Annotated in this window: 11 protein-coding genes; 2 read left to right on the top strand and 9 right to left on the bottom strand. The window is 46.7% G+C overall.

Going from position 1 to position 12,654, the window contains the following annotated elements; genetic code table 11:
- Positions 1-5: 5 nt before the first annotated feature.
- The 8 genes from ACE1CM_RS44830 to ebsA all read right to left on the bottom strand — a co-directional run bounded on the left by ACE1CM_RS44830 (position 6) and on the right by ebsA (position 7,584).
- Positions 6-1,442, bottom strand: a complete 1,437-nt coding sequence (locus ACE1CM_RS44830; RefSeq protein ID WP_374885996.1) for a DUF3131 domain-containing protein — start codon at positions 1,440-1,442, stop codon at positions 6-8.
- Positions 1,443-2,133: 691 nt separating this feature from the next.
- Complete coding sequence (locus ACE1CM_RS44825) at positions 2,134-3,264, bottom strand: hypothetical protein (RefSeq protein WP_374885994.1); 1,131 nt, start codon at positions 3,262-3,264, stop codon at positions 2,134-2,136.
- A 273-nt stretch (positions 3,265-3,537) separates the two neighbouring features.
- Positions 3,538-4,008: a YidH family protein gene (locus tag ACE1CM_RS44820; protein ID WP_374885992.1), complete on the bottom strand. Its 471-nt coding sequence runs from the start codon at positions 4,006-4,008 to the stop codon at positions 3,538-3,540.
- Positions 4,009-4,093: 85 nt separating this feature from the next.
- Positions 4,094-4,585: a YajQ family cyclic di-GMP-binding protein gene (locus ACE1CM_RS44815; protein WP_374885991.1), complete on the bottom strand. Its 492-nt coding sequence runs from the start codon at positions 4,583-4,585 to the stop codon at positions 4,094-4,096.
- A gap of 109 nt (positions 4,586-4,694) precedes the next feature.
- On the bottom strand, positions 4,695-5,117 hold the full coding sequence (locus tag ACE1CM_RS44810) for an MAPEG family protein (protein WP_374886027.1): 423 nt from the start codon (positions 5,115-5,117) through the stop codon (positions 4,695-4,697).
- Positions 5,118-5,249: 132 nt separating this feature from the next.
- Positions 5,250-5,753: a DNA recombination-mediator protein A gene (locus tag ACE1CM_RS44805; protein WP_226582341.1), complete on the bottom strand. Its 504-nt coding sequence runs from the start codon at positions 5,751-5,753 to the stop codon at positions 5,250-5,252.
- 45 nt (positions 5,754-5,798) lie between these two features.
- On the bottom strand, positions 5,799-6,914 hold the full coding sequence (locus tag ACE1CM_RS44800) for a phosphotransacetylase family protein (RefSeq protein ID WP_374885989.1): 1,116 nt from the start codon (positions 6,912-6,914) through the stop codon (positions 5,799-5,801).
- A 295-nt stretch (positions 6,915-7,209) separates the two neighbouring features.
- Positions 7,210-7,584 (bottom strand): type IV pilus biogenesis protein EbsA, encoded by a 375-nt coding sequence (gene ebsA, locus ACE1CM_RS44795; protein ID WP_374885988.1) that lies wholly within the window; start codon positions 7,582-7,584, stop codon positions 7,210-7,212.
- Between the two features lie 273 nt (positions 7,585-7,857).
- Between ebsA and ACE1CM_RS44790 the strand changes: the two genes are divergently transcribed.
- Together ACE1CM_RS44790 and ACE1CM_RS44785 are read left to right on the top strand one after the other, a co-directional pair.
- A complete protein-coding gene (locus ACE1CM_RS44790; RefSeq protein ID WP_374885986.1) occupies positions 7,858-8,832 on the top strand; it encodes a radical SAM protein in 975 nt (324 codons plus the stop codon).
- A complete protein-coding gene (locus ACE1CM_RS44785) occupies positions 8,786-10,321 on the top strand; it encodes a glycosyltransferase (RefSeq protein WP_374885985.1) in 1,536 nt (511 codons plus the stop codon). Before ACE1CM_RS44790 ends, ACE1CM_RS44785 begins: the two co-directional genes overlap by 47 nt.
- Before the next feature lie 103 nt (positions 10,322-10,424).
- Here ACE1CM_RS44785 and ACE1CM_RS44780 read toward each other — a convergent pair whose 3' ends face one another.
- Positions 10,425-12,503, bottom strand: coding sequence for a DNA polymerase III subunit gamma/tau (locus ACE1CM_RS44780; RefSeq protein ID WP_374885983.1), 2,079 nt, complete (start codon positions 12,501-12,503; stop codon positions 10,425-10,427).
- Positions 12,504-12,654 lie beyond the last annotated feature (151 nt).

Here is a 12,654-nt window from a genome sequence, read left to right as displayed (position 1 = left end):
CTTTTTTATCGTCTATCTTGTGACACTCCTGCCCAAACCGTTAAAGGTTTTCCAACCTTTTTATAAAGTAAGCTTTCCAGAATCACGCCGTTATTATTGGCGGTCAAAGACTTGTTAGGCTCATTCAATTCTTCGTAAAAACCGTTGTACCACCCCTTGGGTGAATTCAAGTTATATTGGACAAAATTAAACAACTCAGTTGTGTAATTGCTGTTGTAAAGCACGTGCCAACCAATCGCCGCTTTGGCGCTAACAAACCTTAAATTGTTGTATTTTTTCCCAGTATCGGTAATCGTTGCCCAAGCATCTCCATTGACAAAAAGAGTACTGTAAACAAAGTAAGGTTCCCGATCCAAATTATCTTCAGTAACAGCAGTTAACTGATTGGTGGCTTTATACCGTGCTTCTTGCGCGGCTAAAACTCGGTCTGCATAAGCTTTTGGTAATGCTTGAAATCCCGTTTCAATTCCATCCAAAATAAATGGTTCGCTCAAAACGTAGTTATTCGCACCGGAGTTTTTAGCATCCCTTTTATCGTAGGGAACGCCATAGCCGTAAAGATCGACAAACGCAGCATCGGATTGATATTCCAGGGCTTTATCTACTTTTAACCCCCAAAGTTTTAGTCCATAAGCGGCATAATTCTCGTAGCCTAAACGTCCTTCTTGGTTGTATTGTTCTTTGCCGTTAACTACCGAAGTTCCATACATTTGACCGTCTTTTGTCAGACGTTCAACATTCCAATGTCTCCAGACTGCTTGGGTTCGCCGCCGCAATTGGGGATACTTGGTTTCCACAATTTTTAGCCAGAGTGCTAGCCTACCTAAATCTAAAGCTGACCAGCCTATTTCTTCCCGCTTTTCTAATTGACCGTAATTGACGGGAATTAAGGTTTTGGAGTTGTAAACTTTGTTGGGTAATTCACCTTTGTATAAAGGCATTCTTGCCAAAGTTCGCAACGTTTGGCGCATTTTGGTGTAAAATTCATCCTCTGGAATCAGATTCAGTTCTTTGGCACTGACTAAGGCCGCGATCGCAGCTGCTTGATCCCACATCGTCACCGACGCAAATCCATCGACTGAATTGACTAATCCCGTCTCTTCGTTCCAATTTGCTTGAAAATATGCCCAAGCTGACTTCGCCATCGCCATTTCTGCCGCAGTCAAAGTGCTGCTGGCAAAATTTGGGGTTATAGTCGCGGCATCGGCTGAAGTTACCGGATTACCCGGCAATTTCGTCGATTGAGCGTCCAATTGGGCAATTTTGGCACTCGCTGATAATTCGGCAGTTGGCGTGGGAGACGGTGTTGCTTTGGATAAATTGCGATTCAGCGTGTTGGATAAGGATTGTAGACTTGCGATCGCTACAACGGCAGTCACTACTCCCCCAACAATTGCCAGGATTGATAAACTCTTTGGTGGTGGTTCGAAACCTTCATTCATAACCAATTGGGTGAGTTTTTTACGCACATTGAACTTGCAAGCTGGGGCGAATAATTGCACAATGTGCGCTCGCCCCTGCCTGCGGTTTACTGTATCAGCTCTTTGTCAGCTGAGATTGTTGGGTTTAACCCTTCTTTACTTCCAACATAAATCACAATTGTGAAATATTTGTGAAATTCAAGTTGATTCAAACTACACTTTGGGAAAAATTAAGTAAAAAATCTTTCCCACTCTACTTGGAATTAGGGATGCAAACCCTTGAGATTAAGAACGTTTAACGGTAAATGACAGCCCTAAGTTCACCTAGAAAACCCTCGGCTACACCTGATGCCATTCGACCGCATACCCGTTCTTGTGTCTTTCTTTGATTTAGTATTGCCACTTCTAGCGAAATACCCCAGAGTGAAAATACTGAATTTCCTTGTCAGGTATTTTGTAGTTGTCCGCACATTCGCCCACATATAACCTTTGACACTGACTCAGCATTTCAGGACTTACGCAAGCGCGTTGCCAGAAACCCGGTTTCGACCTTGATCTCTCGCAACCAAACCAACGATTTTTCGGATCACCTTTGTTTCTTTGCGTAATTCCTGCATTTATGATTGAAAAGTGAAATCTTTATCCGCTCGTGCTTTGCGATCGCCGTCTGGGTACATAACACCCCAATTTTCAGCTATCGAAACCAACCTAATCAAAAATTCATCCGCAATTGACCTGTAAACGAGCGATTATTGTAGTCATCTCCAGCGCGATTTCGCACGTTGGAGTTACCATAACCAAAATCTGCTTCTACATTGGGCGAAATCTTTGCCGTACAGCGACCTTGATAGCTATAAGCATTATCAAAAGTTCCATCAAGTCGCTGTTGTCCGAAGTTACCAAATACCCGACACCGCAGAAACTTGGTAATATCTCCTTCCCATCCAACTTCGCCGTTATAAACTAAAAAGTCTTGTGGGGAAAAATAACCACTCTTTTGCGAGCGGTCTTCTTCGTAACTCCAAGTAAATAAATTAGCCGCCACAAAAAACTGACCAAATTTACGCTCTAACCGGCTAAAAGTCTGGTCTTCGTGGTTTCCATCGTTGTATTGACCCCGACGGTACAGCGTGAAAAAGCTCGTATTCCGGTCGATCTGCCAGTACACATTTGGCCCAAACCGCCACGCTGTAATTTGATTTTCTAACGTTTGGGCATTGAATTTATAAGGCCCTTGTTCCAGAACTCCCGACAGAGATAAAGCAGAATTTAACTTACCATCCGATGTCAGGCTACTAAAAATCGATGCCTCCGCCTTAAAGTTAAGATTGAGCGCAGTCGGCAGTCGATTAAATACATCCACTCCCCCACCCGCTTGCAGGTTAACTGGCCCAATTTTTCCTTCCCATACTGCTTGTAAGGGAATGTTCGTGACGGTATCAAAACCGCGTTGTTCAAACGTGTTATACCCGCTTTTGAAGCGAATTGCTTGACCGTTTGGTAACCGAATCCGAAACGTTGGTTCGATGAATTGATTGTGCTGACCGTAGTTATCCTCGTCGTCGCGAAAATCAACTTGCAACCCTTCTAATTTCAATTGGGATGCCGATCCCGGTTCGGGCGGTTTCTCGGTTGGAGGAGCAACTTCCGGCGGTTTAACAGGTGCGGGTTGCGATGGAACCGGCGTATCCCGGTTGGGTTGCAAGTTCTCCGGTACAGCAATTAATTGCTTGTTCAAAGAAACTGTTGTCGCTTCCACACCGTCGTGGGGCATTGATGTCAGTTCCCTTGGAACAACCGAAGCAAACTCTTCCGGTGCAGCATGTAACTTTGCTGCTCCCATTATCCAAATACTCACAAACCAAATTAGCCCCCAAGGGCGTCCCAGCAAGCACGGCACCAGCAGAGGTGTGTAGCGATGATTATGCCGTGCGCCAGAAAAAACATTAAACGGGCGCATTACTAATTATACCACAAGTGGTTGAAATTTACCTCCATCTATTGTAGTAATTTATTTTCTCTATATGTCTATTTTTGATACAAAACTTAACAAAACGCCAAACGCGCAGAAACCGGGTTTGTTTAAGAAACCCGGTTTCTCATCCCAAGTCAACAGTTAACGCTTAGATTCGAGGTTTCTGGTATGAGTTATAGAGCGATGGCTTACACTATTTTTACGCGGGGATGGCATACTCGGAACCTCTGGTTGTCGCCAAAGCAATAAAGGAATAGTAATAGTACCAATAATCATTACAATTGCAGAAGTTATCCAGATAATTAAGCGACTGGGGCGATAGTCGCCGCGCTCAATTTGCCATAAAACTTTGTTGTAGCGCCACGCTGATAAAGCAACCAAGATAATGCCGATAATTACCAAACCTACGCCGATAGTTTGAGAACTGATAAACGAGTGGGCGGGCGAGTCTTTTCCGGTTACGGAAGATTGCAATTCCCGCAAAAATAAACCAAAACGAGCTATAGCAAACCCAAATCCAATCAAAGCAATAGAAGTCCGCAACCAAGCCAAAAAAGTACGTTCGTTAGCTTGATGCTCTCGCTGGCGGTCAATTTTTGGCGGTCTGTCCATTTTTAATCTTTACTGCTAATGGCTAATTGCTAATCGATCATGGTCAAAATAGTTTAGCCATTAGCCATTAGCAATTAGCCAGCCATTAGCGATAGTTTGTAAATTGCAAAGCCACCGGATAATCTTCTTGCTTCAATCGCGCAATTACTGCTTGCAATTCATCTTTATCTTTAGCGGAAACGCGCACGGCATCGCCTTGGATCGAAGCTTGTACTTTTTTAAATTCGTCTCGAATCAATTTGCTAATTTCCTTAGCAATTTCTTGGCTAATGCCTTTTTTTAGTTTAATTTCTTGCCGGACGCGATTCCCACTGGCTGGTTCAACTTTGCCGTAGTCAAATATTTTTAGCGACAGGTTACGCTTGGCTGCTTTCTGTTGCAGAATCGTGTGAACCGACTCTAAAGTGAACTCGCTGTCGGTGTTCACCGTAATCGATTCTTTTCCTAATTCCAAGGTTGTTTTCGTATCTTTCAGATCGTAGCGACTGGCGATGTCTCGTGTGGTTTGGTCTACAGTATTGACCAATTCTTGGTAATCAAAATCGCTGACAATATCGAATGAATATGTAGATGCCATAATAAATTGGTGAAGTGTGATTGGTGAAGTGTAATTGGTAATTGGTAATTGGTAATTGGTAATTGGTAATTATTATTCCTATTACCCATTACCCATTACCCATTACCCATTACCCATTACCCAATTTTTGTAAAAGACTCAAAACCATTAAAGTGCCGATTCCCAGGGAACCGATACCGAACATCAGAGAGCGCGCCAGCGGCAAGTTCAAGATATAAAATACCGAGAACAGCAAGCGGGCGACTAGGTATGCTAGAGCAGCAACTACAGCCAAGGACGAATTTACACCCGTCACGTAAGCCATCAGTGCTGCTGCCGCAAACATCATAAACGATTCAAAGCCATTTTGATGCGCCCAAGTCGCCCGCTGAGCATAGTCCGGCAATTTATCGAACATGGCACGCGGTGCAGCCGTATCATAGCCGACCTGTTGCCGTCCGTAAGCCACCACCAAAAACGGTAGATATACCAGAACGGCAGCCGCTACGATACTGGCAAGCAGAATAACAGACACCGACAGTTGAGATAGCATCATTCACCTGTACTTTAAAAGTTTAATTTCTGCTAATAATTAATAACTAATAGCTGAAGCTTAGCCCAATTAGCCATTAGCCATTAGCAATTAGCAATTAGCATAACTTTGCAGGCAAATAATCGCGCCACGCTAATCAAAGTAAAACAACGTCACCAGTTTTCGTTGGTCTTCTGCATCCTTGCAAGTTTGCAGCAGCGTGCGGCTATCGTGAAACGCAAAGCAAATTAGCTGCTGACACCGAGTGACGATTTCCTGATTACACAAAGCACTCGCTTCTCCCAAAGGCAGATGATCGTTTTCTGGTTTTTCCACCAAATGCATCACCTGTTCTAGTAATTCGCGAGATTCGCGGGGCTGACGCTCCAAACTTTGAGGTAAAATCACCGTCAACAGTTTGGGGTCAGCTCGCATCGCCCCTCGGATCGCAGCACCGTTGGTGCCACCGGCACCGGAGGTGATCAACCGATTGCCCGATAAAACTAGGGCATAGCTCATCATCTCAATTAGATGTTGATGGGTAATCGGAACGTGACGCGACCCCAACAGGGCGATCCGCTTAGCACCCGTTTGCTGGATCGTTGCCAGTTCTTGGACTAATACATCGACGTTGGAAATATCTATCGACTGACTCAAGGGCGGGTAGAGGCTGAACGACCTAGTTATTGTAACAAACCTTGACTATTGCAGGGTCACGGCAGTTTCTAATCCTAATTTAGCCATCAGCCGGTCAATTTCAAAGTGATGCCCGATCGTTTGATACGCGCACTGTACCTTAACTGGTTCGTGCAAGCGCACTTGTCCAAAGGCGCGGTCGATAATTTCCACGGTGGTGAGGGTATCCAAATCTACCGACAACACCGGAATTTCTACCTCTTCGGCGCGACTGAGGATAAACTCAACTGGGGGGATGTGTCCGGTTAAAATCAGGCACTGGGTGGAAGATTCCAACGCCGCCATTTGAAGATCGGTGCGATCGCCTCCCGTTACCACTGCCATATTTCTTCTTTGACGGAAATACTTCAGCGCCGACGATACATTCATCGCACCGATGGTGAGGCTTTCGACCATTAAGTCCATGCGTTCCTTGCAGCAGAGTACTTCTGCCTGCAACTGGTGTACGAGTTCGCCCACGCTGACGCTTCGCAGCAGGGTGTTACGGGGTACTATTCCCAACAGGGGAATGTGTCGATTTTCCAAAAACGGTTTGACGATCGTCGAGACGATCTCCAACTGTTCTGAGGGGACATCGTTGAGCAAAACACCCAGCAAGCGATCGCCCAATCTTTGCTTTGCCGACACCAGCTTATGCACCGCCAGAACCGATTCAAACCGCGCTACCAGAAGAATCTTTGCGTCGATGCACTCAGCCATGTCCAATAACGACAGGTTAAACAGACTGCCTTCATCGAGGTTCCCAGGTCCTTCTAAGAATACTAAATCTCCACCGGGCGTCGCCAGGGTTTGCGCCAGTAAGGCGGCGTAATCAACTCGATCTTCCCCCACCATCCGCTTTTGGATCGTTGTTTCATCGAGAAACAGGATTGTTCGTAGCAAACGGTTTTCCTTTAGGTGCAGTAGCGGCGCCAAAAACTTCACATCTTCATCGATGCCATCGGTATGGGCATCTTCCCAACAAGTTCCTAGCGGCTTACCATAGGCGATGTCGAGTCCGCGTTTCTGTAACTGCGGGGTCATTCCCAGGATCGTGGTGGACTTACCGCTGCAAGCTTCAGTTGAGCCTACTAGCAGATATTTTGACCCTCTTTTTCGTGTTTTCTCAGTGGATTGTGGCACACTAATTACTCCTGTATTCAACAAATGTGACAGGCACGACTGACGCCAAATCCCCCTCTCCCCTCGATTCCGGGCGCTTTCGCGTCCCAGTGGAAAAACTTGTTTTGACAGTGGAAGAGCGGTACTAAATTTTAGTTTCGGGAAAAATTTACTAAAAAACTTTTTTCCCTGGGATGGGGGGAGCAGGCGGGAGTCTTAAATCGTTTAAATTTGGTAACTGGGGTCAAGCCCCATCATTCATTCTAAGTGCAATTCAGTCTGTTAAGTTGTTGAAAAATTGTCACAATCGACGGGATTATTCATCTAGACGCAAAAGCTTGCGGTAGAAAGTTTTGGAAAAATCTATCGTGCGAGTGCCTCTGTAATTCATCAGCAGTTCAATTAAGAATTTAACAAATTCAAAATTAGCCATTGTCACTTCATAACTCAGCTCGGCATTGCCGTCAAAGCGCATCTGACACCGGGTTAAGTCTGCTGGCAGGTTAGCGATGTTCCAGGTGGCGATGAAGGGGATGCTTTTACCGCCTTCAATTTTGCGTTCGCCCTCCAAACTGCCTTCTTTGTAGAGGCTGATCGCGTAGGGTAACACTTGGCGCTGGTTCCCTTGGTAGTAGGGCATGTAGACGGTCAAAGTTTGGGGAGGGGCGGGCTGTAGTTTGTCGATAGACATATAGGTATTTTCCTCGCTCTAGCTATATTGATTGAGTTGCGGGCGCGTCTTTGCAGCGGAGAATCGCTGCCTCATCTATTATTATTCCCACGCAGCGGGGTGTGGAGTGCCACCCAAATCAACCCGGTTTCTCGGAAAAATCATGGGTTTGGCCACCAGAGATCCAGGTGGAAACACGGTTTTTGGCCTCGTAAGGCTGCTCTTGTCGGCAGAATCTCCGTACCAAGAGGCGCAGAGAGTGGCAAAATATGGAAAACCTCTCGGCTAACCCTTATGACACCTCTGGTTGCAAACTACTACCTAACCTACCGTTGCAACGCCCGCTGTCATTTTTGTGATATTTGGGCGCTAGAACCGGGGAAAGAAGCTGATTTTGAGACAATTTGCCGTAATTTGGTAGATTTGCGCCGTCTGGGAGTTAAATACGTAGACTTTACCGGCGGCGAACCACTGCTGCGAGCAGATGTAGGTGAAATCTACACCGAGGCGAAACGGCTGGGATTCACGACCAGCATGACGACGAATACGATTCTTTATCCCAAACGGGCTAAGGAAATACAAGGGTTGGTGGACTTCCTGAATTTTTCTTTGGATGGTCCCGATGCCGAAAGTCACGACCATTCGCGGGGTGTGAAAATATTTGACAATTTAGTCGAGTCGGTGAAAATCGCCAAATCTTTGGGCGAATATCCCGTCCTCAACCACACCGTCACCGCCCAAAATTACCACCGGATTGGCGAAGTGGGAGAACTGGGGCAGCGCTTGGGCGTCCGAGTTTGGCTTAACCCAGCGTTTACAGCCCACAGCAATTACAATTCCAAGAAAAATCCCACGCCGGAAATCGTCAAATCGATCGAAGCCGCAGCCAGACAGTACAGCAATGTGGGATACAATAAGGCCGCATTAGCTTTTATTGAAGCTGGGGGCAACGACACCAAAAATCCTCGCTGTAAAGCAGTGGAGGCGGTGATTGCCATTTCTCCCAACGACGAACTCCTGCTGCCTTGTTACCACTTTGCTCAAACTGGCGTACCGATTAACGGGCGATTATACGAACTTTACCGAGAATCGGAAGAAGTGGAAAAATATCGCCAATCTCAAGGTAAACTTCCAGTATGTGAAGGCTGCACGGTCTGGTGTTACCTGATCCCCAGCTTCTTCAAAGGTGTAGACAAATACTGGTGGTTGAATCAAGTAACCTATGCCAGCGAATTCCTGGCCCGAAAACGATTCTTACAACGAGCCTGACGATTTTGGCTTGCCGATGTCCTCGTTCCCAAGCTCTGCCTGGGAACGCGATTTTGGATTAGAGTCCCCCGATGGGGATGCCCAATCTCAACCTCCTGTCGGCAAAATGCCAGAAACTCAGAACGCTCTGGAGTCAGACTCAATCGAAAATCTGATCCCCCCCTGCCCCCCCTTAAAAAAGGGGGAGTCCAGGAGCCAAAATCCCTACGCGGGGCGTCGGCGTAAAGCCGCTGTGGTGCTGACCATCGTTTGGAGTGGCACTATTGCCCTGCACTTGGTTTCTTGGGCAACCTGGATCGTGCTGGGATTGACTACTCTGATGGGAATTCAGGTTCTGCGGGTTGTACGGGCACGACCCAGAACCGTCCCGGAAATCTTATCTTTGGACTCCCAGGACGCCCCGCCTTTTGTGTCTTTGCTGGTGGCAGCTAAAAATGAAGAAGCCGTCATCGGTAAATTAGTGGAGAATTTTTGTAATATCGATTACCCAAGTTGTCGGTATGAACTGTGGGTGATCGACGATAACAGCGATGATGGCACGCCGGTATTGTTGGATCGGCTGGCGACAAAATATGACCAGTTGAGGGTGTTCCATCGCGCACCCGGTGCAGGGGGCGGAAAATCAGGGGCGCTCAATCAAGTCATACCGCTGACAAAGGGCGACATTATCGCCGTGTTCGATGCGGATGCCCAGATGCCTCCAGATCTGGTGCGGCGGGTGCTGCCGTTGTTTGAACGGCAGGAAGTGGGGGCGGTACAGGTGCGGAAAGCAATCGCTAACTCCTCCACCAACTTTTTGACCCGTTCTCAAGCCGCAGAGATGGCGTTAGACAGCTTCTTTCAGCAGCAGCGCATCGCCATCGGCGGCATCGGGGAACTGCGCGGCAACGGTCAATTTATCCGCCGAACGGCTTTAATTGGCTGCGATGGTTTTAATGAAGAAACCATCACCGATGACCTGGATTTAACCATCCGCTTGCACCTGGATAGATGGGATATTGACTTTTTCCTCGATCCGGCAGTCGATGAAGAAGGCGTCACCAAACCGATGGCGCTTTGGCATCAGCGAAACCGTTGGGCAGAAGGCGGTTATCAGCGCTATTTGGATTATTGGCAGCCAATCGTTAGAGGTCGTCTGGGTAGGCGAAAAACCTTCGATCTGTTGATGTTTTGGTTTTTCCAATATCTCCTACCTACCGCCGCCGTGCCGGATATGGTGATGGCGATCGCTCGCAATCAAATGCCGATACTCAGCCCCGTAACGGGTATGACTGTAACGTTATCGTTAGTCAGCATGTTTTGCGGTCTGCGGCGCATCCAGGTGACTCAAAAAGAACGAATGACTTCTGTGTGGGTGACGCTGCTGCAAACTTTACGCGGCATATTGTATATGTTCCACTGGTTTCTCGTTGTCGCTAGCGTTACCGCCCGCATGTCAGTACGACCCAAGCGTCTGAAATGGGTTAAAACGGCGCATTCGGGGAATTGAAAATTGCAGATTTGAGATGGCAGATTTAATTGAAAATTGCAGATTTGAGATGGCAGATTTCAGATTTAAAATTGGCTAAATTTCTTCAATCTAAAATCTGCAATTAAAAAGCTTCGTCATCTGGTTCTTCCAATTCAAATTCCCCTGTAGCCTCTGAATATTGGGGTTTAAAGTCTGCGGCGGGGGTAGTTGTTGTGGAAACTGGGTCGAGTAATTCTAAGTCATCGGTTAGTTTAACGACTTTTCCTTTGAAGAATTCGACGAGTTTTTGGGCGGCGATCGCTACTTCATCAATCTCCGAATCTTCAGTTGATTCTGCAACTTGAATCGCCGATGATGGCAGTGGATTTTCCACTTCTGCGGCAACTGAATTGGCAGGTAGAGAAGGATTGCTAATACTTGGCGAAGTTGCTTTATACCAAGTGGCGTTTTCCTCTTTGTCTTCCTTGTCTACTATCTTTGAAAGTAACTCGGTATTAGGCAAGGGTTCTATTTCCTTTGGTGTCGCTAATTCAGCTTGGTTAAATTGTTTGCTACTGCTAGGGGGTATAGTATCCGGCAAGAAAGTTTCTTTTGGATGCGATTGCGTGTCAGATTTGCCAACAGTCCGAGACTGAGAAGAACCGCCGACTTCTAATTTTACCTTCACCTTACGGTTAAGAACTTTAAAAAAAGCCGCTTCTATATTGGATAACTTTTGCTGAGCGAGTTTAAATAACGGCTCGGTGCTAACCTTAATATACGCTACATTTTCATCACAGTTTAACAAGTGGCAGTGCTGACTTACTAGCGCTTTAGTAGCGGGCTGCAAATTTTCAATCACTTGTCGCCAAATTTCATCGAGTTCGGTCGGCGGGGCAGTAAATTCAATAGGTTCGGCGTTTGTTTGTGGCGCGTTGATTTCCCTATCTTGGATTGTAGGTTTTGCAGTTTCTTGTTGTACGGGTGGTGGAGAAAGTTCTGCTGCTTTTTCCTGTTGATAAGTTGGTTTCTGCTGGGTCTGAGATTGCTGTTGTCTGCCAATATTGTGAGAAACTATATCAACAGTTTGCTCTTGAGAAGGCGAAACTGTAACCTGACTGTTAATTGCTGATGGCAATAATCCCAGCAGGGTTACTTCTAACCACAAGCGCGGCTGGGTGGTATTTTTGATTTGAACTTCGCTGTCTTTGAGGTGTTTTTGTCCGGCTAAAATGTAAGGAATTTCCCACTTTTGGGAAAACTGGCACAACTGATTCCAAGTTGGTTCGGTACAGGCGACTAAATCCGAGCGATTGGGTGCGGTTTTGGCGATGAGTAAATCGCGGTAGAATCCAGCTAAGTTTTGCAGGACGATTAAAGGTTCTCTTCCCCTATCCATTAAGCGGCGGGTAATATCGATAACTTCTACAGATTTATCATCTGCGATCGCATATAAAAGCGCCATCAAATCCCGTTCCGGTACTGCGCCTACTAAATCCCAAACGCCATCTACCGTTACTTGACCTGGTAATAGACTGAGTTGGTCGAGTAAGCTTTCGGCGTCTCGCAGTCCTCCCTGGGCGACTTGTGCCACTAGGATTAGCGCTTCGGGGGCGATATCGATGTTTTCTTTCGCGGCAATATTCCCTAAGTGTTTGACCATTGATTGTAAGGGAATTCGGCGAAAATCAAACCGCTGACAGCGAGAAATAATCGTTGGTAATACTCGTTGTGGGTCGGTAGTAGCTAAGACAAATACAACTTGTTTTGGTGGTTCTTCTAATGTTTTTAATAAGCAGTTGAACGCCGCTTGGCTGAGCATATGAACTTCGTCGATCAAATATACTTTGTATCGACATTGAACCGGGGCAAATTGGGCTTTTTCGATTAAATCTCTGATGTTATCGACCCCTGTATTGCTGGCGGCGTCGATTTCAATTACATCGAGGGCTGAACCATTGGCAAGCTCGATCCCGCGACAGACAGAGCATACCCCACAAGGTAGTTCTGTGGGAACTTCGCTGTTGAGACAGTTAAGCGACTTGGCTAAAATGCGGGCGCTGGAGGTTTTACCCGTGCCTCTGGGGCCGGTAAACAGGTAAGCTGGAGCAATGCGTCTGGAGAGGATGGCGTTGGTGAGGGTAGTTGCGATCGCTTCTTGACCCACCAAATCCCCAAACCTCTGGGGACGATACTTATGATGTAACGGTTCGTATGGCATGGGGACTCAGGTGAACTACTCCACCCCATGGCGGATGGGGTTTCCCAATTCAACGGGGATAGCGTCCAACAAAACCGAAATTTTGCCAGTCCGACTTACATCCCCTCCAAGGGCAGTATCGCTAGTTCCTAACGACAATATTCGCAGGGCT

The organism is Microseira sp. BLCC-F43, assembly GCF_041929235.1.
Taxonomy (GTDB): domain Bacteria; phylum Cyanobacteriota; class Cyanobacteriia; order Cyanobacteriales; family Aerosakkonemataceae; genus Microseira.
This window is presented reverse-complemented; position numbering and strand designations above follow the sequence as displayed.

Coding starts and splice junctions, on each gene's coding strand:
- ACE1CM_RS44785 (WP_374885985.1), top strand. CDS start 8,786: ATGCCAGCGAATTCCTGGCCCGAAAACGATTCTTACAACGAGCCTGAC.
- ACE1CM_RS44810 (WP_374886027.1), bottom strand. CDS start 5,117: ATGCTATCTCAACTGTCGGTGTCTGTTATTCTGCTTGCCAGTATCGTA.
- ACE1CM_RS44815 (WP_374885991.1), bottom strand. CDS start 4,585: ATGGCATCTACATATTCATTCGATATTGTCAGCGATTTTGATTACCAA.
- ACE1CM_RS44780 (WP_374885983.1), bottom strand. CDS start 12,503: ATGCCATACGAACCGTTACATCATAAGTATCGTCCCCAGAGGTTTGGG.
- ACE1CM_RS44790 (WP_374885986.1), top strand. CDS start 7,858: ATGACACCTCTGGTTGCAAACTACTACCTAACCTACCGTTGCAACGCC.
- ACE1CM_RS44825 (WP_374885994.1), bottom strand. CDS start 3,264: ATGGGAGCAGCAAAGTTACATGCTGCACCGGAAGAGTTTGCTTCGGTT.
- ebsA (WP_374885988.1), bottom strand. CDS start 7,584: ATGTCTATCGACAAACTACAGCCCGCCCCTCCCCAAACTTTGACCGTC.
- ACE1CM_RS44820 (WP_374885992.1), bottom strand. CDS start 4,008: ATGGACAGACCGCCAAAAATTGACCGCCAGCGAGAGCATCAAGCTAAC.
- ACE1CM_RS44830 (WP_374885996.1), bottom strand. CDS start 1,442: ATGAATGAAGGTTTCGAACCACCACCAAAGAGTTTATCAATCCTGGCA.